Below are 23,400 nucleotides of genomic sequence, written 5' to 3'. Positions count from 1 at the left end.
TGATCAGATCGAATGTGTCAAGAGCATTGATAGAATTTTTTGTCAGTCCTCCTTTCCATCCAGTATCCTTCCATGGACGATTGGTTATGGGATATCCAATCAATTTTTCAGGACTTCTTCCAGCACTTGCAAGAAAGCGTGGCAATCGCTTTCATAGATCTCACCCATGTTGGCGATCTGGAACATGCCCAGATCGGCGTACTTCCCCTTGCCCAGGTAAACAAAAAAGCCACGCTCCTCCAGGTCGCCTATGAATTGGTAAATGTTGCGGCCCTCGGGCAAAAAAACCGAAGTGACAGTGTTTGACATTTCCTTGTCCAACAGTAGACTGAGTCCAGCATTGCGGACTCCGTTACGGATGATTTGCGCGCAGTTGCGATAACGACTGATCCGTGATTCCAGTCCTTCCTGGAGGATATTGGTAATTGCCTTATTGAGCGCCCAGAAGAGGGTCACATTGGGAGTGTTTGGGGTTTGGTGCTTGACAAGGGCAAATTGGTAATGCTTATACAGGTTGAGATAAACATTCTTGCATTGGCTGGCGGTGATCTGCTTTAAATATGCTTCCCTGGCACAGATGAAAGCAGAACCGGGAAACGCACCAATGCATTTGCCACCCACAGAGGTGGTGAAATCGATGTGATTCTTAAGCATGTCAACATGCTCGCCCCCTGCAGCAGATACAGCGTCCACGAAGTATTTTTTGCCATACTTCACGCATAACTCCCCCACCTGGTGGACCGGATTGATCATCCCAGTGGAGGTTTCATGAAAAACCATGGCAACCAACGCGATCGTTGGATTTCGTTTTAAGATGCTCTCGATCAGGTTCAGATCTGGAGAGGTTGCCCATTCACTTGATGCGATTTCTTTTGGGATGCGGTACTGGTCAATTATTTCTTCCAATTTCTCCCCAAACGTCCCGTTCTTGATCAGCAATACCCCCTGCCCTTCCTTAAGAACCGATGAAAGTATGGTTTCGTTCGCAGCCGTTCCCGATCCTGAGATGATAATGGAATAATAGGTAGCATCGGCATTAAGGATCTGGTTGATCTTTTCTTGGGAGTCAATGAACATTTCTTCAAATGCTCTGGTGCGATGACAGATATCATAATGAAGCAATGCTTGACGGACATCCTCACTTACATTCACAGGTCCGGGGGTAAAAAGTTTCGGTGCATTCATGATGGGTTTCGTAACCTTTGTGAATTCTGGTGGAAATGACCTGGATCTCAAACTTCATCATCACAACAAGGAAGCAGAATAAATATCATTATTGAGGTGAAACCTATACTCAATTTTCTTGTTCAGTATAATATTTATATACTATTTTGTCAATATTATGATGGTTTTTGATGTTATTTTGTTGTATCCGCTGGCATTTATTTATACATTATCTGTTCATTGAGTATATATGTGTTCAAATAATAAAACATATTGGTCATCTACATCGATATAACAATCAGTTAATCGATCTCTTTGTGTTGTTTATATTAACATTTATGATGAATTTTATCCGATAAAATGAATGATCATAGCGACTTTGTGTTCAACAAGACGGTTGAAATCGACATATTGGAACCTTCCGAGCACTTTTGAGTACTAAATAGACCGTTCATCGATGGTACCCTTTAGGCATAAAGGCACCATATATACGGTATATCGAGCATTTGTTCCAATTCATAATCGCTTGGTCGCGCACCGTCCCACCGAATGTCCACGTAGCGAAGGGGGTTGCCCTTCCGGGAGGTACGTCTCCCACCTGACCTATTAACGCCATACCTCAAACTGGCACGGCAGAGCCGTACTTTTCACAATATTATCTGAAATCTCGGAGTATAACTCCGATATTTCATGCTATAATAAACTCATGATCAATCGCCCAGATTATCTCGAATTATTGAAAACAGCAGTTCGCCGCTCCCCCATAACCGCTTTGTTGGGGCCGCGCCAAACTGGGAAAACCACATTGGCGCGCATGTTTGCCGAAGAAAAAACGGCGACTTTCTTTGACCTGGAATCCATTCCGGATCAGCGCCGACTCCAGAACCCCGAACTTGCACTTGGAAACCTGGAAGGGCTGGTCATTCTGGATGAGATCCAGCTGATGCCGGAATTGTTTGGCACTTTGAGAGTATTGGTGGACCGCCCGGGACAAAAAGCGCGCTTCATCATCCTGGGCAGCGCCTCACCGGGGATCATCCGGAATGCTTCAGAAACGCTTGCGGGACGAATTGAATTTGTGGATTTGAATGGATTTGACCTGACTGAAGTGGGGAGTTCGAATTGGCAGTCGCTTTGGATAAGGGGATGTTTTCCACGCTCCTACTTAGCAAAAAACGAAACAGACAGTCTGACCTGGCGGGAAGGATTTATCCGCACTTTCCTAGAACGAGACATTCCACAACTCGGCATTCAGATTCCTGCCACTGCCATGCGGCGTTTCTGGACCATGCTGGCGCATTATCATGCCCAAACCTGGAATGCATCCGAACTGAGCCGTGCAATGGGATTATCGGATAAAACGGTACGTGGATATCTTGATGTTCTGACAGGGGCTTTTATGGTGCGACAACTCCAGCCATGGCATGAAAACATGAGCAAACGCCAGGTGCGGTCACCGAAGGTCTATCTCCGCGATAGCGGTCTCCTGCATAGCTTGCTCAACATAGATGGTATGAATACCTTATTAGGTCATCCGAAGGTCGGTGCTTCCTGGGAAGGATACGTGATCGAACAGGTCTTGCAGATCATCCGTCCGTCAGAAGCATACTTCTGGGCGGTCCATAAAAGTGCGGAGCTGGATTTGCTGTTCTTCCATAAAGGGAAACGTTACGGGATTGAAGTGAAGTTCAGCGAAGCTCCCGAGATCACTCGTTCGATGCAATCTGTGCTGCACGATCTGGATCTTTCCCATTTGTGGGTGGTCTATCCAGGTGCAGATGCTTACCAGGTCGAAAAGAAGATCTCGGTTCTGCCATTGCAAAGCGTCCCAGAGTTGATCCATCATCTGTAGCTCGCCCTATATGGAAAGCGGACGCCCTTACTCATAATCGTTTGGTCGCACACCGTCCCACCGAAGGTCCACGTAGCGTAGCGAAGGGGGTTGTCCTTCCGAGAAACCCGGCTCTCCCTGCGGGGGATCCCGTCCTGCCAGGCTCAATTATGCAGTGTTAATGGGTGAGCATGGATAAACCAAACCTTCCACGATCTTCATCCCCCCCTTTTCAACCCCTTTCCAAAAAAACAAATAAAAACAAATCAATTTTAATAATTCACACGTATCGCTTCTTCATTACTATAACCCCCTATAAACTCAAATTTTGATTTGTTTTTATAAATCACTTAAGTGTGCGCGCGCGGGGCTTAAATCAAGCTTTTTGCCGCCCGGGGCGGCATTCGCGAAGCATCCCCGTTCTTTGGGGACAAGCCGCCACCGGGCGTATTCGGCGCACCGCGAAGCGTAATTATTATTATCCCCGCTTTTTGGGGATCCCCGCCCCTTGGAAAACCCCGTATTTCGGGGATGAGCGCCGGATGCTCCCCCCGCCGGGGAAGCGCTGCCCCTCTTAACCAGGGGACTCCCCAAAGTACGGGGACATGTGCATCGCCTTGCTCGCAGTGACACAAAAAAGTGGGTCGCTGAGAGGGCGCACCGCGCCTCTGCACCGCCCTAGGCAGGCTCGCAGCCCGCTCGGGCATGCAGTCGCTGCGCCCGGGGGCTTGTCTGCTCATATTCCAACCCTTGATCTGGTGATTACCTATTGTATTCAGTAATTAAAAGGAATACTATTTAATGGACATTAAATGTCGCCTGATGCGCGATATGTCCTGGCGGAAGGCAACATTTCCAGATCATAAGTCAATGGAGGGAGCCCCATGAAATACGCCGCTTATTTGTTGATCTTTTTGATGTTCCTGGCGGGTTGCAACAGTACCCCTGCTACTCCCACCAGCGTGCCCGCCACACCCACACCTCCCCCTCCCACCTCCACGATTCCACTTCCCACCTTCACCGAACCAACCCCCTTCCAGGAAGACTTCGACGCCGTCCTTCAGCCGGGTTGGACATGGAACGCGGAGCATGTCCCCTCCCTGGATCTTTCCACCACCCCAGGATTTTTACACTATGTCCTGCAAAATGATCCTTATGAACTGGTCTTGTTACGCGACCCGGGCAGCTCCGATTTTGAGATCAGCACTCATGTGCTCTTTGAGCCCACCAGTAAATTTGAATTTGCCGGGCTCATCGTTTTTGTAGATCCTCAAACTGTGGCCTCTTTTGGCCGGCTGTTCTGCGACATCCCCGGCGGATGCGTTGGAAATGGCATCTATTTTGAAGGTGCGCAGGATGGAAAGTACGTGGGTCCCAACCTGGGAACTGTGACCGATGTGAAGAATGAAGCCTGGTTGCGCCTGACCAAGGCCGGCACGCTCTTTACTGCGTATTACAGTTCGGATGGACAGGACTGGACCCTGATCGGGACGCACGAATTCGATTTTGTGAACCCCAAGGTTGGCATCCGTGCCAGCGCTACCACCACCACAGGCACCGTGGCAGATTTTGATTTCTTCACCATTCTCAACAAGCCCTGATAGGTTGGATTCCCCTGCCCGGGCAGTTGGATGACGTCTGGGCAGCGGGTGCTCTTTGAGGAGGAAAGTCATCATTGCCTGGCGGCTCGCCGCTGGTGAGCCAGGCTGTTTGGCAGCCTTTTATAAAACTGGAATTCTCGAATCAGGTTGGGGTTTCTTCCATTTCTTTCGCGGTTGGATCAGTCTTCATCTCGGCTGGAGCAGAAGGAGAGGTCATGGCGAATCCGAGATTTATGAATTTCCGCTTATTATGTGCAGTTCTTACTCTATTCGTTTCCATCCTCGCTTGTTCCAACCCAATCGGCTATACCCTCTACGAAGGTGAAGATTTCACGTTTTCGGTTCCAGCAAGTTACAAAACCAAGATGTATGATCCACCCTATTTTGATTCGGTCACCAATTCCGAACACTTGTTGTTTTCAAATGTGGGACATTACCCGTATTTTTTAATTAATCGCCAAACAATCCCTTCGGGGAGTGATCTGGACACCGTTTTCACAGACCACATGCGATTAATCAGCGAACTTTATTCCAATGACTTCCAGTTGATATCACAAAACCAGATCACGATCAATGCTCGCACGGCAATCGAGTATATCCACCGCGAGTTCAGCGGTGAACCTTATGTACAGACGAGAGAAATCTGGATGGAATACAATGGTTGGGCGTATGCATTGATTTGTGTCAGTCCAGCAGATGCCACGCCAGGCGCGATCATCCCTGTGTCAGAACGGTGCATTCAGCTTGCCGAAGGGTTCAAGTTCAAATAGCATTTTTCCTTCCACTTCACCGTAGCAAATCCCATGAAGGATAGATAATTGTCGAACTGGGTTTGAGACTGAATACGCTTGGTCGCACACCGTCCCGCCGAAACCCCTCGTAGCATAGCAATGGGGTTTGTTCTTCCGGGAGGCCCGACTCCTGCCGAGGTGAGTCACAACAGCCCCAACCCTGCCCTCCCCAAAAAACGGGGATGCAAAGTGCGCGATCCCCATTTGCAGTATGTTGAATTTTGGAAAGATGTCATGCCAAGTCGGGTGGGGAACCGGTTCATCAGGTTTTCACTGACCACCTTTATAGCTTCTATACCTTCTGCCATCTTTTTTTGAATAACCTCGTCCCATGCCTTAACTTGGGGGAGAATGATCAGGCAACCCACTTTCCTTCACATGCCCCTTAACTTAGACGAATCTTAATTGGATAAATTATGTCTTATTTTGGACTATAATATTAAACACACTTATCGGTATACTGAAAGGAGACCACCCATGGCCGCAGAACACGAGCATGTGAAGATCCTTAATGAACTGGCAGAGCAGTTCCGCCCCCTGTTCGAGAACAGCCCGGAGGGCATCTATCTTTACATTGATGAAGTCCACAAGATCTGCAACGAGCGTTTTGCCAAAATGTTCGGCCTGACCGTGAAAGAATGGGAAGCGATGGATGGCTTTGTGAACAAGCACGCCATCCCCGGGGATGTGGAGAAGATCGTCAGTATGTACCATCAGCACATCCACCAGGAACTGACCCCGGCTCGTTTCCAGGTGACAGGCATCCGCAAGGACGGCTCACGGTTCAAAGCCGAAACGGATATGATCCCCTTCCCCTGGCGTGGTGAAATGCTTGCCCTGCATTTCTTCCGTGAAGTGAAGTAGGGGCTGATCCTCTCCACCAGTCAAGCCATGTCTTCCCGTCGCAACCGTACCGTGTTGTTCATCACCCTGGCGCTGGTCATCTCCATCGCCCTCCTGTTCGCCTTCTCACCGGCTGCCAGGGCTGCCATGGAGACCCTGCTCACCTTCAACGGCGTGACCGTCCGCGTTGACCCGGGCACCGGCAAATTGGTGGTGAGCGGGAACATGGAGGCTGTGACTGAACTGAGCGATACCTCCGTGACCATCCAGGGTGAGAACGGGGAAGTGGCCGGCGCAGGCATCGGGGTTGCCCAGGCGGTCGAATCGTTGGAGGTGGGCGACCTGCTCGCCCTTCACCCGGACCTGGTCCTTCCGAGCGTTCCTCCCGCGTACTCGCTGCAGCCGCAGGGAGAGGCAACCGGGGACAGCCTGACCATCACCTGGCAGGATCCCCGCGGGCACCTGATCATCTACCAGCGCAGCCCCGTCCAACTGCTACCGGAACAGGCTGTCCCCCCTGAAACTCCACCTGCAGGGAGCGTTCAATCCGGCAGCGGGTTCATCACGATGGGCGGGTACAGCGGTCCCATGCTGACGTATCGCTGGGAAACCGGCGGGTATACCCATGAACTCATCCTCACGGACACATCCATGAGCGAGTCTGACCAGCTTGGTATGCTGCCATGAACGCAAAAGTGCACCTCATTTCTCCCAGTGCATCCGTTCTCATTGGGGGAGGGCGTCTTGCTGAAGGTCACCGAATTTCCGTGAGGGGGATGCCCGTCAGACAAGCAGATCTGGCTGCTGTGGGTATGACCAGCTCACCCCTGCTTGACCTTCAACCAGATCTTTTCTGCAAATTCGTTCATCAACAAACGGATAAAACCAATGGTTGCGCTCTTTAATATAATAACCCCCCAGTTGTAAGAACCATCTCCGATGAATCTGGCAATGAAATAGACTTTATCCGTGGTGGTCATGTTGTTTTCCACCTTGCCCAAGTTAATTTTCGCACCAGCTCGAGCAGCCAATTGTAAAATCGGTGTGATACTTGCAGCAGTGATCGTCGAGTTGAATGCGGGATCATTCGACCTGCTTGACAGGATGTTTCCATCCGGTCCTGTCACCACCGTGGCGATCAAGTCCTCTCCCGCCTGTGTCACGAATTGTTGGACAACGGAATCAAGTTCGGGATGCGCGGGTAATTGAGCCTCAGGCTTTGGTTTTACAGCCTCCAGCTCTGAAATATGCCGGGAGACATCCACGGGTATTACGGGAATTATTTCTGCTTTACTGGTTTCAGGAATTTGGAGGTCTGGTTTGGATTCTTCAATGGAGATCACCGGATCAGCCCGGGTCGATTCTCCGACCTGGTAATTAATGATTCTAATTTCATAGGAGGAGGTTGCGCCATTGCGCTGGTTGTAAATAAAGGAGAATGGGGATGACTCTCCCGGGATTAATGTGGTGATCTCTGGGTAAAAAGGTTTCCCATCCACTACCTGACCGCTTTCGTCCCTGAGGAGTGAATTCCCCGAGTCATCACGGATGTCCGCCAGCAATTGAATTGACTTTACGAGATCGCCAGTTTTGTTCTTTATCAATCCAACTATCCGAAGATTTCCTTGCGGATCGGTGAAAGTATTTAACCTGGCGATCACCAATTCTCCTGGATTCTGACCTGGAGACATCGCCTGCTGTTTTTTTGCCATATTCGCCGCCTCTCGATAATGGCTAATTAATATACTGGCTGTATTATTCGGATTAACAGATCATTAGTCTGCGTAACTCTTCAAATCAATAATGGTCTTGATTTGACCTGCCCCCGAAATGTGGATCGCTTCTTATGTTAGTACAATCTGACGTAATTGGGAAGGCTGGAACAGGGTTGCCTTTGGCTCAGGACGAAATAAATGTAAAATAATAACGCTTGGGCGATTGTGACCCAACCTGGAGGCAAGCATGTCATTTGATTGGTTCGCAAATCTCAATCCCATTCTGCAAGCGCTCCTGGGAACGCTTTTCACCTGGGGTGTGACGGCAATTGGCGCGGCGATGGTCTTCTTCTTTAAGGCCATCAACCGCAAGGTGTTGGATAGCATGCTCGGTTTTGCAGCTGGCGTGATGATCGCGGCAAGTTTCTGGTCGCTGCTGGCGCCAGCCATCGACATGGCCGAGGAATCGAGCGATCTCCCCGCCTGGTTGCCAGCGGTGATCGGTTTCTTAATGGGTGGTGTGTTCCTGTGGGGTGTGGACAAGATCCTGCCACATCTCCACCTGGGCCTGCCCACCAGCGAAGCCGAGGGGATCAAGACGTCATGGCAGCGTAGCATCCTGCTGGTGCTGGCCATCACCCTGCACAACATCCCGGAAGGACTGGCAGTTGGCGTGGCCTTTGGGGCGGTGGCGGCAGGCATCCCTTCTGCCGCGCTGGCCGGTGCGGTAGCCCTGGCCATTGGGATCGGATTGCAAAACTTCCCCGAAGGGGCAGCGGTCTCCATCCCTTTGCGGCGCGAAGGCATGAGCCGCTTGAAAAGCTTTTTGTATGGCCAGGCTTCCGGTTTTGTGGAACCGGTGGCGGGTGTGATCGGGGCGGCCCTGGTGTTGGCAATGCGTCCCATCCTGCCCTACGCACTGGCATTTGCGGCGGGTGCCATGATCTACGTGGTGGTGGAGGAGCTCATCCCCGAGTCGCAGTCCGGCAAGGATACCCACTTTTCCACCTTTGGCGCCATGCTGGGTTTTGCCATCATGATGCTGCTTGACGTAGCACTGGGATAAAAATAGTTAATGAAAGGAGTATCATGCGCAAATACTTGTTCCATGGAAAGTACACGCCGGAGGGGTACAAAGGTCTACTTCAAGAAGGTGGTTCGGTGCGCATCGATGTGGCACAAAAGGCGTTGGGAAGCGTGGGGGGTTCTCTCGAAGCCTTTTATTATTCGTGTGACGAAGAAGACTTCTTCATCATAGTGAATTTACCGGATTACGTGAGTGCCATGGCTGTAACCCTGGCTGGGAATGCCAGTGGAACATTCAGCATTCGTGCGACAGAGCTTCTCACTCCCGAGCAGGTTGACAAGGTTGTCGCGAAAAGAGTTGATTTTCGCCCGCCGGGTCAATAGATTTCCCAGGGAACAACTTTAGATTGGACCCATTCACCTGGAGATCAAAGCATGCCGAAACACCGAATTTTCACGACCAGTTTCTCAAGCGTTTACCCGCTGTATATCCAGAAAGCGGAACGGAAAAACCGCACCAAAGAAGAAGTTGACCAGGTCATTTGCTGGCTGACCGGCTACAGCCTGCTTGGGTTGCAGCAACAGATCACGCAGAACCATGACTTTGAAACCTTCTTTGCCCAGGCGCCTGCCATCCATCCCCACAGTGCGCTGATCAAGGGAGTGGTCTGTGGTGTGCGCGTGGAAGAGATCGAAGATCCATTGATGCAGAAGATTCGCTATCTGGATAAGCTGGTGGATGAACTCGCAAAAGGGAAAGCCATGGAGAAGATCCTTCGCTAATCCCATCCACGACCTGGTAGGGGGAGCTTTGCCGGCGCGATCATTACGGTTGATCATCTCCGGCTTGTAATCATTAATTCACTCACAAACAGGATGGCAAGCATTCGCCCAGTCGATTTTCCCCATCCGGGTGCATCGTGACAACTCCAGCAATCATGGAATTACTGAACCGGGATATTCGTTCTTCATACGCTCAAGCATCTACGTGTGCCCCCTGTTTTTATTCACCCATCCAGTTCCCCGAACTCGGGGATATAGTGAACCCGCCCATCTGCGCCAGCCAGCGCTCCCACCCGCAGCTCCAACGCCTGGAACTCATCCCCGCTGCCGTAATCGCTGGTGAGACCAAGGCTGCGCCCGGGTTTGAACCCAAAACGGGCGTAGTAAGCCGGGTCGCCCAGCAGGACGACGAAGCCGTGCCCCATGCTGCGCGCCCGCTCCAGGGCAGCGCGCACCAGCCGCGCACCCACCCCCTTACCCTGGGCCTCAGGGGCAACCGCCAGCGGACCCAGCCCCAGCCCACCGGTGGGTATGGATCCGTTCTCTGAACTGAGTGGGGTGAGCAGCACGTGTCCCACCAGGCTGCCCTGCTCGACCGCCACCATCGAAAGGCTGACCCTGCCATGCTGGCGCGCCTGCTCCACCAACCGCGCCTCGGCCGGGCGGGAAAAGGCGGCTGTCTCCACGGCACGGATGCCGGGGATATCCTGCCCGCTCTCCGGGCGGAGCTCCAACCGGTCTCCAAAATATGCCAGCACGGCTCCCAGCGGCTGGCTGGCCAGTGAGTGCAGCGTCAGGTCAGCCGGCAGGGGTCCCTGTAGGGATGTGACAGCGTTGGGCACCCCCAGCACCCGCACCCCTGCGGCTTTTGCCGCAGTAATTCCATTGGGTGAATCCTCCAGCGCCAGCGCCTGGTCTGCCCGCAACCCCAGGGTTGAAAGGGCCGCCAGGTACAGGTCGGGTGCAGGCTTTGTGCGTGGGGCATCTTCTCGGCACACGACCGCCTCGAACAGGTGCTCGAATCCCAGCCGCTTTAGGAAGCCTTCCACCCAGGTGTGGGGTGAACTAGAGGCAATGGCAAGGCGCAAGCCTTGCGCGCGGGCGGTCTGCAGGGTGTCAACCACTCCCGGCATGGGCTGCAGGGTGGTTTGTAACTGCGTCCAGGTTTGGTGCGCCTGCTGGTGCAATGCCTGGTGATCGAGCTGGAGCCCGGTGAGTTGTTCCAGGCGGGTGACCGGGTCCAGGTTGGAAACCCCTGAACCCACCACGATGCGCACCCACTCTTCCAGCGGGAAAACCTGCCCATAGGAGGCGAAGAGGTCCTTCCAGATCTGCAGTTCGGGCGTTTCGGTATCCACCATCAGGCCGTCAAAATCAAAGATCAGTGCTTGGATCATGCCACTCCGGGCGAAACCTTGAGATCGCGACCGGCAGCCCAAGTACGGGCTGCCAGCACATCGGCTGATTATACTGCCAGCCAAGCACCCGGACAAATTGATGTATACTGGCAGGCATGGAAATGTCCCGCACCACCACCGCCGCCAACCGTGAAGAATGGCGCCAATGGCTGGAACAGAACCATGCCACCGAGCGGGAAGTCTGGCTGATCTTCCACCGGAAAGAAAGCGGAAAGCCATCCATCACCTACCGCCAATCGCTTGAAGAAGCCCTGTGCTACGGGTGGATCGACAGCCTCATCCAGAAGATCGATGACGAACGCTATGCCCGCAAATTCAACCCCCGCCGGCCCGGCAGCCAGTGGTCCGAGCTCAACCGGCACCTGGCAGCCAGGCTGGTGGATGAAGGCCGGATGACCCCGGCGGGGCTGGCTGCCATCCGTGTCCCACTGCCCGACGCACACCTGCCGCCCCCCCGGCGCCTCGAACTTGCGCTGCCCGACTGGCTGAAGGCAGCCCTGATGACCAGCCCGGTCGCCTGGGAATTCTACAACACACTGCCGGCCTCTCAGCGCCGGATCTGCATCGGATGGATCTCGGACGCCAAAAGGGATGACACCCGACAGCGGCGGGTTAAAGAAGCCATTGAAAAACTGGAAAGGAAAGAACGCTGGGGGTTGTAGCCCCATCCCATTTGCCCATGCCTGACAGATCGCACCTCACACGCGGCTACACTGCAGCCCTTATCAGCGCAGCCATCCTATCCACCACGGCCATTTTCATCCGGCATCTCACCCGCACTTATTCCCTGCCAGCGCTCATCCTGGCATTCTGGCGCGACCTGTTCGTCTTCCTCACCCTGCTGCCCATATTGGCGCTGGGTAGGCGGGCGCTTCTACGCCTGGAGCGCCCGCATATCCCCTTCCTGGTCCTCTACGGGCTGGCCCTGGCACTGTTCAACTCCCTGTGGACCCTGTCGGTGGCGATCAATGGTGCCTCGGTGGCAACCGTGCTGGCTTATTGTTCGGCGGGCTTCACCGCCCTCCTGGGCTGGTGGTTCCTTAAGGAGCGCCTGGAGTGGAGCAAGATACTGGCAGTGGTGCTCAGCCTGGGCGGTTGTGTGCTGGTTGCCAACGCCCTGGACGAAGCCGCCTGGCGCTTGAACCTGATCGGGATCATCACCGGGACGCTCTCCGGTTTAATGTATGCCGTCTATTCGCTGATGGGGCGCTCGGCATCACAGCGTGGCATCAACCCGTGGACGACCCTGCTGTACACTTTCGGGTTCGCGGCGCTCTTCCTGCTGGGTTTCAACCTGGTCTCCGCCGGCAAGATTCCGGGCAGCGCCAGCCAGCCGGGCGAGCTGCTCTGGTTGGGAAACGCCTGGGTGGGTTGGGGTTTGTTGTTCCTGTTGGCGGCAGTACCCACCCTGGCTGGCTTCGGGCTGTACAATGTCAGCCTGTCCCACCTGCCTTCCAGCGTCGCCAACCTGGTGGTCACCCTGGAACCTGTTTTCACCGCCGTCCTTGCCTATGGGCTGCTGGGCGAGCAGCTCACCTGGAGGCAGTTGCTGGGCGGCGTGTTGATCCTGGCGGGGGTGGTCTTCCTGCGCATCCATGAGGGCCGCCTGGATCGCCAGCGATCGCAGATGGAAGCCACAGCAACCTGAGGAACCGTATGCCCGGGCTGATCACCTCCCTGCTTGATAAAGCCTTTCAGGCACGCCAGCCGATCATCGACGATGGGCACCTTAGCGCTTTCCGTCTGTTCAACGGCTTTTTGGAAGGCTGCCCGGGGCTGAGCCTGGATGTTTATGCCACCACGGCAGTCCTCACCCTTCATCCCACCCACCCGCAGCAGGACTTGGCGCTGGTCCGTGAAGCGCAGGACTTCCTGGAGCAGCGCCTGCCCTGGCTGAAGGCGGGCATGCTCAAGAAACACGGCAGTGCCTCCAGGGAAGAAAAACGCGGCCAGCATCTCTTTGGCGGGCAGCCCGACCGCAAGATCCTGGAAAACGGGGTCTGGTATGCTGTGGACCTTGGGATGAACCAGGATGCCAGCTTTTACCTGGATACGCGCGGCTTGCGCCGATGGCTGCTGCTGAACACACACGGCAGGCGGGTGTTGAATACGTTTGCCTACACCGGCAGCCTGGGTGTGGCCGCCCTGGCAGGCGGTGCCCGGCAGGTTGTGCAATTGGATCTGAACCATGCTTTCCTCAACCTTGCCAGGGAATCCTGCAGTTTGAACGGATTCCCCATCCGTGAGGCAGATCTCATGGCAGGCGACTTCTGGAGCCAGGTGAAGCGCCTGAAGAGGACCGGAGAGCTGTTCGATTGCGTGGTGGTGGATCCACCATTTTACTCCTCCACCCCGCGCGGCACGCTGGACCTGAACACCGACAGCGCCCGCCTGATCAACAAGGTGCGTCCCCTGGTGGCTCAGGATGGCTGGCTGATCTTCATAAATAACGCCCTCTACGTGAGCGGAAAGAAATTCCTGGGCACCCTGGAAGAACTATGTGCAGACGGGTACATGCAATTGGCAGAATTAATCCCCGTCCCCGAAGATGTGTGCGGGTATGCCAGCACACGCTCAGGCTCGCCCATCAGCGACCCGGCTCCCTTCAACCATTCGACCAAGATCGCAATGCTTAAGGTGAAGCGGAAAACGAAAACACCGCTGCCCGAGGAAGTTACATGAAACAAGCGACGCTGGACCGCATCCGCCAGTTGAACAAAGCCGCCACCAACAAGCTGCTCATCCACCTATGCGGGAAGAAATTCGGCCATTTCGCCATCCTCGGCCACCTCGGACGAAAGAGCGGCAGGTTATACCAGATCCCAATCATCGCCGAGCCGTATGAGGATGGCTTCGTGATCGCCCTCACCTATGGAAAAAAGGTGGACTGGTTGAAAAACGTGCTGGCAAGGGGGAGTTGCTCACTGCGCTGGAAAAATCGCGACTATGCCCTGGTCCACCCGGAGTTTGTCAGCCCGGAAAGAAGCTTGCTGGCATTTCCAGCCATCTTCCGTTCAGGGTTGAGGATGATGGGGATCGAGTACTTTTTAAGGCTCCGGATCCAGGGCGATTTGTGATTCAGGCGTGAAAGAGTATAATGAGTAAAGAACAGATTCGGATTGACTTCTTCCCCGCGCGCTAGGTCGGACCAGGCAAGGCAGATCAAGGGGGAGATCCGAACATCACCGAGCCCTGGGGCATGATTTGTTGTAAACGAGCCATGGCATACACCGAAAAACATATTCTCACCATCGCCTCGCGAACAGTGAAGGAGTTCCCCCATTGGGGGGTGCGCCTGGTTGCCATCCTGATCTGGCTGTTGGGGGCTGTTAATCTCCTGCTGGCCATCCAGCCGTCCATGATCGACCGCCTGGAAGAGATCAACTCGACCAGCGCGTTGGAAGTCCAGGTGGGAGGCCACCTGGCAACCGCCCTGCTCGGGTTTGCCTTGTTCCTGCTTGCCGGCAGCCTGTGGAGGCGCAAACGCACCGGTTGGGTGCTGAGCGTATTGGTGGTGGGCGGTAAGATCCTGGTTGACTTCCTTACCACTCCGGATCTAGGGACCCTCCTGGCCGGGGTGTTGTTGTTCCTGTTGCTCCTGCTCAGTCGCAGTTTTCATAGTCATTCCGACCCGCCCTCGGTGCGCCAGGGGGTGATCATCCTGGTTTCGGCGTTCCTTTTCACGCTGGCATATGGTACCGCCGGCTTCAGCCTGGAGGGCACATCCAGCGGGCATCCCATCAACCTGGTGGAAAGCATCAGCCAGACCTTTAAACTACTGTCTGCCACCAGGGCGCCTGACCTGGGGAGCCTGGCGGGCTTTAGCCGCTATTTTGTGGCTTCGGTTTATGTGGTCTGGGTGGTGACGCTGGGTTTTTCCCTGATCATGATCATCCGCCCGGTGTTGGTGCGCCGCCCTGCAAATGAAGAGGAACGCACCCGCGCGGCTGCCATCATCGAAAAATATGGACGAGGTGGCCTGGCACGAGCTGCCCTGTACGAGGACAAGTCCTATTACTTCAGCCCGGGCGGCTCGGTGATCGCCTATGTGGAACGGGGCCGGGGTGTGCTTGTGCTGGGAGACCCGATCGGTCCGTTAGAGGATATCCATGCAGCCATCCACGGGTTTAAGCAGTTTTGTGAAGAGAACGATTGGCAGGCTGGATATATGGCGGTCCTGCCAGACCATCTCGACATCTACGCTGAGGCTGGGTTTGAAAAACTCGCCATCGGGAAGGAAGCCATCGTAGCGCTGGCAGGTTTTACACTGCAGGGGAACAAGAATAAGAATATCCGCCAGACAGCCTCCAAGATGACGCGTCTCGGATACAAGGTCACCTTTCACCGTCCGCCGCTCGATGACCAGTTAGTGCGCGAATTGAGGAAGATCAGTGATGCCTGGCTGTCCATGAAGGTGGGCGGGGAGCTCTCCTTCACCCACGGCTGGTTCAGTGATGACTACATCCGCAACGGGTCGGCATTTGTGGTATATGGGCCCGATGACCGCCCGGCTGCCTTTGCCAACTTGATCCCCGAGTACCAGAAAAATGAGGTCACCATTGACATGATGCGCCGTTACCCACATATGGATAACGGGTTGATGGATCTCCTTTACATTTTCATGCTGGAGTGGGCGAAAGATCGGGGTTATGAATCGTTCAGCCTGGGAGTCAGTCCATTGATCAGCGTGGGCGCCCATCCCGATAACCCGCGCCTGGAACGGATCCTGCATTCGCTGGCGATCTCACTGAACCGCATCTACAACCTGCAGGGGATCCATTTCTTTAAGGATAAATTCCACCCCCAGTGGGAGCCGCGCTACCTGATGTACCCTGGGATTTCCTCCCTGCCCAGCATCCTATCCGCGGTGGTGCGCGTTTACAGCCGCGATAATTTTCCCTGGAAGTATTTAAAAAGGTAAACCAGGCAAGGTCTCAGGGGCAGGGTGTGCCCATGGCCTGGGAGGTGGCGCAGACAGAGGTGGCCGTCCCGGAGGGATCGGTGGGCAGGGGGGTGATGGTGGACGAAGGGATGCGTGTGTTGGTGGGCGTCCAGGTGGCGAGCGGCGCCTTCGGCGTGGGGGTGGCAGTGCGGGTGGGTGTGCGGGTCCAGGTGAGGTTGGGGGTTGGGGAGGGTGGACGCCCGATCAGGAACAACCAGGCATTGTTGAATTGGCACTTGGTCAGCCCATATTCACTCATGCTCATAAAACCCAGGAAGCCGTCGGTGAAGGTGGCAATTTTATCATTGTTGTAGTTGCGTTGGGCTTCCAGCAGGTCCGATTGCATCTGTTCGTAGATCTGCGCATACTGTGCCACCTGGGCCTGGTATTCCGCGATTTGAGCCTCGCTGGCATCGGAGGGCATTTGCGGGAAAGCCGGCAATTGAAGTGTGGAGGGCGGCGGCTTGGTGATATCCACCTGGCCGATCTTGATGCCGTTGGTAAAAAATTCGATGAGATTGCCACGCGCCACCACCACCAGCCGGTTGGTGGAACCATTCAACCAGTCAAAGGACTTGTCTTTGCCGCGCGGGTAAAAGGCTTGCGTGTTGGTGATGTTGCCATCCACCAGGGCGGAAAATGTGAGTGTGCCGTTGGCAAAGCGGGAAATGGACACCATGAATTGATTGGGTTTATCTTTGTTCCCGTCGGAACGGAAATAATACCCGCAGGTGGAGGAGCCAGCCTTGGTGTCCCAGGTGATATCCGCGGCCAGGGCAAAATCGCCCGCCAGGATCTCAGGGTAATCATTGGCATACCCATACTGCATGTAACCGTCCAGATCCAGGTCGAAGGGGTTATGCAGCCAGGCCACCTGCCCATCCAGCGGGTTAACCCCGTAAAGGGGCAGTTCCTGCAAGACCGGCAGCATGGCTTCGGCAGTGGCGGCAAAGGCAGCCTGTTCCGTTTCCGCCTGGGCGGTCACATCCTGGCTGAGGGCGGTGGCTTGCGCATATTGGGTCGCCAGGTCATCCCCCGAGCCGGCCTGCAGCCCGGCGCGCGCTGTGACGGTGAGCATGAATTCTTCCGCAAAGGGCGTGCGGGTATTGGAGGGCTGGAGATCCTGGTCGAAGATGGGCACACACGCCGCGACCATCACAATTATCATTAGGATCAGCAGGGCTGCAATGCGCGGTTTAGTGGACATCTCGGCTCTTTACCAGGATCAAGATGACGGAGAAATACAGGACGACCAGGATCAACTGGGCATACCAGGTCTTGAATACCCATGGATAATAGATGGAGGGATCTGTTTTGTCAACCCAGGCCCAGTCGGAGGAGATCGCCACGCTGTCGATCAGGGCTTCGCCTGCCGAGACCGCAGCCGCCCGCGAAATGGTGTAGTGCGCCAGGTCCTGCTGGTACTGTACCAGGTTGGTCTGGTAGATGGCAACCGTGTTCTTGTAAAAATCCATCTGGCTGCGATAATTTTTCTGAAGGCTGGTGACTGACTCTTCATACTGCTGCAGGGCATTCAGGTATTCCACCACCTTCACCTGGTCGGAAGTGTCCTGCGGGGGGGAAGGCGGGGAGGGCAGGGCCGGTTCTGCCGGGGCTTCGGGCAGGGCAGGTGGAGCCGCGGGCGGAGCCTCCGAGATCTCGGGCACATACAGGGCACCCAGACCCGGGAAGTCACAGGAGTTCTGGTCGAACATCTTCACACCCATGCAGGGACATTGGTAAAAAGCCTTGTCCTCCAATGTCAGTGCATCGCGCAGCGGCTTGGGCAGGTCCCAGCAGGGATCGCGGGCCACATCCGAGCCCATTTCGGTGATCCCGATCATCACCTGGAGCGACCAACGGGTGGTTGCCCAGGCGCTCATATAATCAGGGATGGGCGCCAGGCCGCCGCTGAAAACGATCAAAACCACGATCAACCCGATCATGATCAGGGGGGTCACACCGGGGTTGTTGGAGATGGCGGAAGCCACCAAGCCAAGCATCATGCCGGTCATCACCGCCAGCACCAGTGAAATGTAGATCTCCAGGAAAGCTGAGGGACCCCCGGGGACTTTGAAGGCTGCGAAATGCAGAACCGTGAACGCCAGGGCATGGTAGAAAGCCAGCAATAAAGCCACCCATACCTTGGACGCCACGTAGGGAAAGATACGCAGGTTAACCAGGCGTTCGCGCTTGTAGATGCTGGCTTCCTTTACGAATTCTCGCATCTGGCTCATGGCGCCCACCATCAGGGCGTACATGGTCACGATGAACAGGGATACGTTGGCATAGATGCCGTTGCCGGTGACGTAATTAAAGGTGTCTTTCCCCAAAATGGGGGCGATGATGAAATCCACCGAGCCCACCAACGGGGCGATCAACAGCATCAAGATCAGGCTGGAGCGATCACGCGCCAGGATGGTGAGGTTCCTGCTGGAAAGGATGGCAAATTGACGGAAGGATGAGATGGTCAGTTTCCGCACCCGGTTTCTATCCAGGCGGGTGCGACGGGTCTCCAGCTTTTTCCGGCGGGAGCGGGATTGGATCACCAGGTCGTCAAGGCTTTCCCGGCGGGCTCTCAAGGGTTCGTAGATGTATTTGCGGTAGGCTTCGCTGGCCAGGTAGCGCTCAGCCCATTCTTTCGGTCCCCCCAGGTCCGGGTCTTCAATGACGGCGTAGATGTCATCGAATTGCATCACCGTTTCACCCAGGTGCTGTTCACTGCGATAATGGTCAAAATATGCGAGTGCTTCATCTGGCGGACCATACCAGGCCATGTACCCGCCGGTGTCCATGAACAGGACCTTGTCCGCCAGTTTTACATTCTTGGTAGTGTGGGTGATCATGATCACCGTGCGGCCCTGGTCAGCCAACCGGCGCATGAGGTGCATGAAAGCTGTCTCGTTGCCGGGGTCCAAGCCGGAGGTGGGTTCATCCAGGAAGAAGAGCCGCGGCCGGGTGAGCAATTCCACTCCGATGGAGACCCGCTTCTGCTGTCCCCCGCTCAGGTCGCTGATGCGCACATCCTTTTGCGCTTCCAGGTCCAATTCCTCCAGCACCTCCAGGATGCGCCTCTGGCGTTCCATTTTGCTGGTTCTGGGGGGCATCCTCAACCTGGCACTGAAATCCAGGGCCTGGTAAACGGTCAACTCCATGTGGATGATGTCGCGCTGGGGCACATAGCCGATCTTTCCCCGCATGGAGGCTTTATTACGATACACGTCGATACCGTCCACCAGCACCCGGCCGTGAGTGGCAGGCCGGTACCCCGCGATGGCATCCACCAGGGTGGTCTTGCCGCCACCGCTCTGCCCTACCACCACCACGAATTCATTCGGCTTCACAACCAGGGAGATGTCGTGCAGAATATTGAGTTTACGGCGAACCCACTTGTTCACCTGGAGTACTTCTACGAGTGCACCTCCAGGTTCGGTTTCCTTGTTTGCTTCAGTCTTGAGCATGGTCATAGGTTGGTTTCACACTGGGCAGTATGCCCCACGGGTTCTACCCCGCCCGGAAAGATATGAATAAGGAAATTACTGCCTGGCTCTGAAGGGAAGGGACGTAATTTTGAGGGGGAAGATGTTGCCAGGGGATGATGCCTCATGGTGTAGGGATGACTCTCAATATTTTAACTTTTCCCTTCCGGATGGCTTACCCGGAAGGAGCGGTGACATTTCTCTCCTACGGACAGGGAGTACCGGGGTAACCAGCCTGGTAGGTGGCACAGGCTGATGTTGCCGTGCGAACCCGGTTGGGGGTGCGGGTGGGTGTAATCGTGGGAGTGGCTGTCCAGGTCAGGTTGGGGGTGGGAGTTGGCGGCCGGCCAATGATGAACAGCCAGGCATTGCTGAATTTGCAGGTGGTATGGCCATATTCGCTGGCGCTTATGAAACTGAGAAAGCCATCCCGGAATGTGGCGATCTTTTCGCTGTTGTAGTTGCGCTGAGCCTCGCTCAGGTTTGCCTGGTTCTGTGCCATCACCTGCTCATACTGAGCCAAGGCCTGCTGGTAGGCAGCAAGTTGTTCGGGGGTGGGGTCAACCGGTCGGATAGGGAAGATGGGTGCTTCAACCGTGGAGGGCGGCGGCTTGGTGGTATCCACCTGGCCGATCTTGACCCCATTGGTGTAAATGTCGATCAGCGTGCCGCGCGCCACCACCACCAGCCGGTTGGTGGCGTCATTCAGCCCGTTGAAGGAGGTATCTTTTTTCTTGGGGTAAAAGGCCTGCGTGTTGGCCAGGTTTCCATCCACCAGGGCTGAAAAATACAGCGTGCCGCTGGCATAGCGTGCCACCGTGATGTTAAACTGGTTGGGCTTTTCCTTGTCGCCGTCCGAGCGGAAAACATACCCGCAACTGGCAGTGGCGGCCTGCGTGTTCCAGGTGAAATCCGCTGCCAGGACGAAATCGGCCGCGGTCACCTCCGGATAGTCGTTGGCGTACCCGGTCTGCGAATACCCGTCCAGCTCGATGGTCACCGGCGGATGAAGCCAGGCGACCTGCCCGTCCAGGGGGTTGACGCCATACCGGGGGAGCTCTTCCAGCACCGGGAGCATGGCGGCAGCTGTCTGCTGATAGACCAGGTTGTCCTGCTCCGCCTGGGCGGTGGACTCTGCACTGATGGCAGTGGCCTTGGCGAAGGCGGTCGCCTGGCTGGAGCCCGAGCCTGCTTCCAGGGCACGCGCTGTGATGGTTTCCATCACCGCTCTCCCCATGGGTGTGAGCGTCCCATAATCCAAGTTATGTTGTTCCAGGATGGACCCGCAGGCTGCCAGGAAAAGCAGCACAGGAAGGATCAGGGAAACGACCTTTGTCCATCTGCGAATTTCAGTTCTCATCGCGCGCCTGCCTTTGTTTGGTACTCACACTCATCATACCTTTAATACCAGCGCTTAAGATCACTGGCTGTCCTTGCGCTTGATCAGGATCAGGATGACCACAAAATAGAGCAGCATCAGGATGACCTGGGCAGCCCACACCTGGTACAACCAGGGAAGATAGGCCTTGGGATCGCGCTTGTTCACGAATGCCCAACTCCAACGATCAACGACACTGTCAATGACGCCCTCAGCGCCAGACACAGCCGAGACGCGCCTGACCGTGTATTTGGCCAGGTCTTCCTGGTATTGGATCATGTCATTCTGGTAGATCTCTGCCATGGTCTGGTAGATATCCACCTGGTTGCGGTAATCATCCTGAATGTCTGTGACATCCTCCTGGTATTTCTTCAACGCGTCCAGGTATTGAACCACGACCACCTGGTTTGAAACATCTGCAGGGGGGTCGGGAGGATCGGGGAAGAGCGGCTCAGGGGGGGCATCCGGTAGTGCCGCCGGGCTGGCAGGAGGATCCTGGTTAAGCTCACTGGTGTAATATGCGCCCACACCCGGGAAGTCACATGAATCCTTGCTGAACATGTCCAAGCCCATGCAGTTGCACTGGAAGAATTCCTTGTCGTCCAGGGACATGCCATCCCGCAGGTCTGCCGGCAGCTGCCAGCAGGGATCGCGGGAAACATCCGAGCCGATCCCGGCGATGCCCATCAGGGCTTCGTAAGACCAGCGCGTGGAAGCCCAAACGCTCAGGTATTCCGGGATGGGTGCCAGTGCGCCGCTGAACATGTACATCGGCACCGTCAACAGGATCATGATCAGCGGGGTGGTGCTCTGGTTGTTCGAAATGGCGGAAGCCATCAAGCCGATCATCATGCCGGTGATGGTCCCCAGCAGGAGGGTGACATACACCTGGATGAATTCGCTCAATCCACCCGGCATATTAAAAGCCAGGTAACGGATCAAGGTGAACGCCAGTGCGTGGTAGAGGGCCAGGATCAAAGCCACCCACACCTTGGAGGCAACATAAGGGAAGATCCGTAAATTCACCAGTCGTTCACGTTTATAGATGCTGGCTTCCTTGACGAACTCACGCATCTGCGAAAGACCACCCACCAGCAGGGAATAGATGGACCACAGGTAAAAGATCACGCTGGCATTCACAGCGCTGCCGTTCTCATAGGAAAAGACATTCTTCCCCAACAGCGGTGCCAGAAACAGGTCCAACGTCCCCACGATGGGGGCGATCAACAGCATCAGGATCAGGCTGGAGCGGTCGCGCCCCAGGATGGTCAGATTGCGCACCGACAGGATGATGAATTGCCGCAGTCCTGAAATGCGGTTCTTGCGGGCGCGTTTCCTGTCTTCCTGGTATTGCCGGGTTTCGGCAGACCTGCGGCTCAAGCGGGCCCGGGTTTTTTCTTTCTCCAGCAATTCCTGGCGGGGCTGCAGCGGCTCCAGCACATACTGGCGATACGCCTGGCTCTCCTGAAAGCGGTCCGCCCAATCCTTGGCATCCCCCAATTCAGGGTCATCCAGGATGGCGTAGATCTCATCGAACTGCATTTCGCCATCCCCAAACTGCCTCTTGGTGCGGAACTGGGCAAAATAGGTCATGGCTTCGGCCGGGGGGCCAAACCAGGCCATGTAGCCGCCGCGGCCCATGAAGAGCACCTTATCTGCCAACATCACATTCTTGGTGGTGTGCGAGATCATCACCACCGTGCGTCCCTGGTCTGCCAGGCGGCGCATCAGGTACATGAAGGCCGTTTCATTCCCGGGGTCCAGGCCCGAGGTGGGTTCATCCAGGAAGAACAAGCCGGGGCGGGTGAGCAGTTCCACACCGATGGAGACGCGCTTCTGCTGCCCCCCGCTTAACTCGCTGATGCGCATGTCCTGGTGATTTTCCAGGCCCAACTCTTCCAGCACCTCGTGGATGCGTTCCTTACGCTCCGCCCGGGTGGTGTGGGGTGGCAGACGCAGGCGCGCGCTGAATTCAAGTGCTTGGTACACGGTTAATTCCATGTGAATGATGTCGCGCTGTGGGACGTACCCGACCTTGCCGCGCATCGAGTCCACGTTCCGGTATACATCAATGCCATCCACGAAGACCCTGCCGTGGGTGGCCGGGCGGTAACCGGCAATGGCATCCACCAGGGTGGTCTTGCCGCCCCCGCTGGCCCCCACCACCACGATAAATTCACCCGGCTTGAAGGTCAGCGAGACGTCCTGGAGAATATTGAGCTTCTTGCGCACCCATTTGTTTAATTGGAGCGCTTCAACTTCAGACCCCTTGACCTCGCCTGCTCCAATTAATGGTTTGTATTCAGCCAACATTTTGATCAGACCGCCTTGATGATTATGCCAACCATTCCCTGCCGGTGCTGGTATCCCCAATCTTTCAGGCAGCAAGAGGAGCAGTAACCAGGTCCTTTTTAACTTGCGAGCAAGGG

General features: G+C 55.4%; 20 protein-coding genes. 13 read left to right on the top strand and 7 right to left on the bottom strand.

What is annotated here, in order from left to right:
- Positions 1 to 99: 99 nt before the first annotated feature.
- Positions 100 to 1,185 carry an alanine--glyoxylate aminotransferase family protein gene (locus C3F13_02680; GenBank protein PWB55983.1) on the bottom strand — a complete coding sequence of 362 codons (1,086 nt, stop codon included), beginning with the start codon at positions 1,183 to 1,185 and terminating at the stop codon, positions 100 to 102.
- A 685-nt stretch (positions 1,186 to 1,870) separates the two neighbouring features.
- Here C3F13_02680 and C3F13_02675 point away from each other — a divergent pair.
- The 5 genes from C3F13_02675 (at position 1,871) to C3F13_02655 (ending at position 6,917) form a co-directional block, all read left to right on the top strand.
- On the top strand, positions 1,871 to 3,016 hold the full coding sequence (locus C3F13_02675) for a hypothetical protein (protein ID PWB55982.1): 1,146 nt from the start codon (positions 1,871 to 1,873) through the stop codon (positions 3,014 to 3,016).
- A gap of 863 nt (positions 3,017 to 3,879) precedes the next feature.
- On the top strand, positions 3,880 to 4,596 hold the full coding sequence (locus C3F13_02670; protein PWB55981.1) for a hypothetical protein: 717 nt from the start codon (positions 3,880 to 3,882) through the stop codon (positions 4,594 to 4,596).
- 74 nt (positions 4,597 to 4,670) lie between these two features.
- Positions 4,671 to 5,366: a hypothetical protein gene (locus C3F13_02665; protein PWB55980.1), complete on the top strand. Its 696-nt coding sequence runs from the start codon at positions 4,671 to 4,673 to the stop codon at positions 5,364 to 5,366.
- 498 nt (positions 5,367 to 5,864) lie between these two features.
- Positions 5,865 to 6,251, top strand: coding sequence for a hypothetical protein (locus C3F13_02660; GenBank protein ID PWB55979.1), 387 nt, complete (start codon positions 5,865 to 5,867; stop codon positions 6,249 to 6,251).
- Between the two features lie 27 nt (positions 6,252 to 6,278).
- Positions 6,279 to 6,917: a hypothetical protein gene (locus C3F13_02655; GenBank protein PWB55978.1), complete on the top strand. Its 639-nt coding sequence runs from the start codon at positions 6,279 to 6,281 to the stop codon at positions 6,915 to 6,917.
- A 134-nt stretch (positions 6,918 to 7,051) separates the two neighbouring features.
- Here C3F13_02655 and C3F13_02650 read toward each other — a convergent pair whose 3' ends face one another.
- A complete protein-coding gene (locus C3F13_02650; protein ID PWB55977.1) occupies positions 7,052 to 7,942 on the bottom strand; it encodes a hypothetical protein in 891 nt (296 codons plus the stop codon).
- Positions 7,943 to 8,192: 250 nt separating this feature from the next.
- Here C3F13_02650 and C3F13_02645 point away from each other — a divergent pair, with 250 nt between their 5' ends.
- From C3F13_02645 to C3F13_02635, 3 genes are read left to right on the top strand one after another with little or no spacing between them, the layout of a single operon-like run.
- Positions 8,193 to 9,011: a ZIP family metal transporter gene (locus C3F13_02645; protein ID PWB55976.1), complete on the top strand. Its 819-nt coding sequence runs from the start codon at positions 8,193 to 8,195 to the stop codon at positions 9,009 to 9,011.
- Between the two features lie 23 nt (positions 9,012 to 9,034).
- Positions 9,035 to 9,355 (top strand): GYD domain protein, encoded by a 321-nt coding sequence (locus C3F13_02640; protein PWB55975.1) that lies wholly within the window; start codon positions 9,035 to 9,037, stop codon positions 9,353 to 9,355.
- 51 nt (positions 9,356 to 9,406) lie between these two features.
- A complete protein-coding gene (locus C3F13_02635) occupies positions 9,407 to 9,754 on the top strand; it encodes a DUF2200 domain-containing protein (GenBank protein PWB55974.1) in 348 nt (115 codons plus the stop codon).
- 224 nt (positions 9,755 to 9,978) lie between these two features.
- On the opposite strand, the gene C3F13_02630 is transcribed toward C3F13_02635, so the two are convergent.
- The gene (locus tag C3F13_02630; GenBank protein PWB55973.1) at positions 9,979 to 11,391 is read right to left on the bottom strand and encodes a hypothetical protein; all 1,413 of its coding nucleotides are present in this window, start codon (positions 11,389 to 11,391) and stop codon (positions 9,979 to 9,981) included.
- On the opposite strand from C3F13_02630, the gene C3F13_02625 reads away from it, so the two are divergent.
- From C3F13_02625 to C3F13_02605, 5 genes are all read left to right on the top strand, one after another.
- A complete protein-coding gene (locus C3F13_02625; protein PWB56046.1) occupies positions 11,268 to 11,834 on the top strand; it encodes a hypothetical protein in 567 nt (188 codons plus the stop codon). The genes C3F13_02630 and C3F13_02625 overlap by 124 nt on opposite strands.
- Positions 11,835 to 11,851: 17 nt before the next feature.
- Positions 11,852 to 12,820 carry an EamA family transporter gene (locus tag C3F13_02620; protein PWB56045.1) on the top strand — a complete coding sequence of 323 codons (969 nt, stop codon included), beginning with the start codon at positions 11,852 to 11,854 and terminating at the stop codon, positions 12,818 to 12,820.
- Between the two features lie 8 nt (positions 12,821 to 12,828).
- On the top strand, positions 12,829 to 13,854 hold the full coding sequence (locus tag C3F13_02615; GenBank protein PWB55972.1) for an SAM-dependent methyltransferase: 1,026 nt from the start codon (positions 12,829 to 12,831) through the stop codon (positions 13,852 to 13,854).
- Positions 13,851 to 14,249 (top strand): nitroreductase family deazaflavin-dependent oxidoreductase, encoded by a 399-nt coding sequence (locus C3F13_02610; GenBank protein ID PWB55971.1) that lies wholly within the window; start codon positions 13,851 to 13,853, stop codon positions 14,247 to 14,249. The genes C3F13_02615 and C3F13_02610 overlap by 4 nt, the downstream gene beginning before the upstream one ends.
- A gap of 122 nt (positions 14,250 to 14,371) precedes the next feature.
- Positions 14,372 to 16,093 carry a hypothetical protein gene (locus tag C3F13_02605; GenBank protein ID PWB55970.1) on the top strand — a complete coding sequence of 574 codons (1,722 nt, stop codon included), beginning with the start codon at positions 14,372 to 14,374 and terminating at the stop codon, positions 16,091 to 16,093.
- Positions 16,094 to 16,106: 13 nt separating this feature from the next.
- Here C3F13_02605 and C3F13_02600 read toward each other — a convergent pair whose 3' ends face one another.
- The 4 genes from C3F13_02600 to C3F13_02585 form a co-directional block, all read right to left on the bottom strand.
- The gene (locus C3F13_02600; GenBank protein ID PWB55969.1) at positions 16,107 to 17,321 is read right to left on the bottom strand and encodes a hypothetical protein; all 1,215 of its coding nucleotides are present in this window, start codon (positions 17,319 to 17,321) and stop codon (positions 16,107 to 16,109) included.
- Complete coding sequence (locus C3F13_02595; protein ID PWB55968.1) at positions 17,311 to 19,581, bottom strand: ABC transporter ATP-binding protein; 2,271 nt, start codon at positions 19,579 to 19,581, stop codon at positions 17,311 to 17,313. The genes C3F13_02600 and C3F13_02595 overlap by 11 nt, the downstream gene beginning before the upstream one ends.
- A 217-nt stretch (positions 19,582 to 19,798) precedes the next feature.
- Complete coding sequence (locus C3F13_02590; protein ID PWB55967.1) at positions 19,799 to 20,953, bottom strand: hypothetical protein; 1,155 nt, start codon at positions 20,951 to 20,953, stop codon at positions 19,799 to 19,801.
- Positions 20,954 to 21,013: 60 nt separating this feature from the next.
- On the bottom strand, positions 21,014 to 23,284 hold the full coding sequence (locus C3F13_02585) for an ABC transporter ATP-binding protein (GenBank protein PWB55966.1): 2,271 nt from the start codon (positions 23,282 to 23,284) through the stop codon (positions 21,014 to 21,016).
- Between the last annotated feature and the right edge of the window lie 116 nt (positions 23,285 to 23,400).

The sequence above is a fragment of the Anaerolineales bacterium genome (assembly GCA_003105035.1).
Lineage (GTDB): Bacteria > Chloroflexota > Anaerolineae > Anaerolineales > UBA4823 > FEB-25.
Note: the sequence above shows the minus strand (reverse complement) of the source record. Positions and strands in the feature narration are given on the sequence as shown.

What these genes read in the sequence shown, in the direction of transcription:
- C3F13_02610 (PWB55971.1), top strand. Translation starts at nt 13,851, where the DNA reads ATGAAACAAGCGACGCTGGACCGCATCCGCCAGTTGAACAAAGCCGCC.
- C3F13_02625 (PWB56046.1), top strand. Translation starts at nt 11,268, where the DNA reads ATGGAAATGTCCCGCACCACCACCGCCGCCAACCGTGAAGAATGGCGC.
- C3F13_02635 (PWB55974.1), top strand. Translation starts at nt 9,407, where the DNA reads ATGCCGAAACACCGAATTTTCACGACCAGTTTCTCAAGCGTTTACCCG.
- C3F13_02605 (PWB55970.1), top strand. Translation starts at nt 14,372, where the DNA reads ATGATTTGTTGTAAACGAGCCATGGCATACACCGAAAAACATATTCTC.
- C3F13_02640 (PWB55975.1), top strand. Translation starts at nt 9,035, where the DNA reads ATGCGCAAATACTTGTTCCATGGAAAGTACACGCCGGAGGGGTACAAA.
- C3F13_02600 (PWB55969.1), bottom strand. Translation starts at nt 17,321, where the DNA reads ATGTCCACTAAACCGCGCATTGCAGCCCTGCTGATCCTAATGATAATT.
- C3F13_02585 (PWB55966.1), bottom strand. Translation starts at nt 23,284, where the DNA reads ATGTTGGCTGAATACAAACCATTAATTGGAGCAGGCGAGGTCAAGGGG.
- C3F13_02620 (PWB56045.1), top strand. Translation starts at nt 11,852, where the DNA reads ATGCCTGACAGATCGCACCTCACACGCGGCTACACTGCAGCCCTTATC.
- C3F13_02630 (PWB55973.1), bottom strand. Translation starts at nt 11,391, where the DNA reads ATGGCTTTCCGCTTTCTTTCCGGTGGAAGATCAGCCAGACTTCCCGCT.
- C3F13_02645 (PWB55976.1), top strand. Translation starts at nt 8,193, where the DNA reads ATGTCATTTGATTGGTTCGCAAATCTCAATCCCATTCTGCAAGCGCTC.
- C3F13_02655 (PWB55978.1), top strand. Translation starts at nt 6,279, where the DNA reads ATGTCTTCCCGTCGCAACCGTACCGTGTTGTTCATCACCCTGGCGCTG.
- C3F13_02590 (PWB55967.1), bottom strand. Translation starts at nt 20,953, where the DNA reads ATGAGAACTGAAATTCGCAGATGGACAAAGGTCGTTTCCCTGATCCTT.
- C3F13_02595 (PWB55968.1), bottom strand. Translation starts at nt 19,581, where the DNA reads ATGACCATGCTCAAGACTGAAGCAAACAAGGAAACCGAACCTGGAGGT.
- C3F13_02675 (PWB55982.1), top strand. Translation starts at nt 1,871, where the DNA reads ATGATCAATCGCCCAGATTATCTCGAATTATTGAAAACAGCAGTTCGC.
- C3F13_02615 (PWB55972.1), top strand. Translation starts at nt 12,829, where the DNA reads ATGCCCGGGCTGATCACCTCCCTGCTTGATAAAGCCTTTCAGGCACGC.
- C3F13_02680 (PWB55983.1), bottom strand. Translation starts at nt 1,185, where the DNA reads ATGAATGCACCGAAACTTTTTACCCCCGGACCTGTGAATGTAAGTGAG.
- C3F13_02650 (PWB55977.1), bottom strand. Translation starts at nt 7,942, where the DNA reads ATGGCAAAAAAACAGCAGGCGATGTCTCCAGGTCAGAATCCAGGAGAA.
- C3F13_02660 (PWB55979.1), top strand. Translation starts at nt 5,865, where the DNA reads ATGGCCGCAGAACACGAGCATGTGAAGATCCTTAATGAACTGGCAGAG.
- C3F13_02670 (PWB55981.1), top strand. Translation starts at nt 3,880, where the DNA reads ATGAAATACGCCGCTTATTTGTTGATCTTTTTGATGTTCCTGGCGGGT.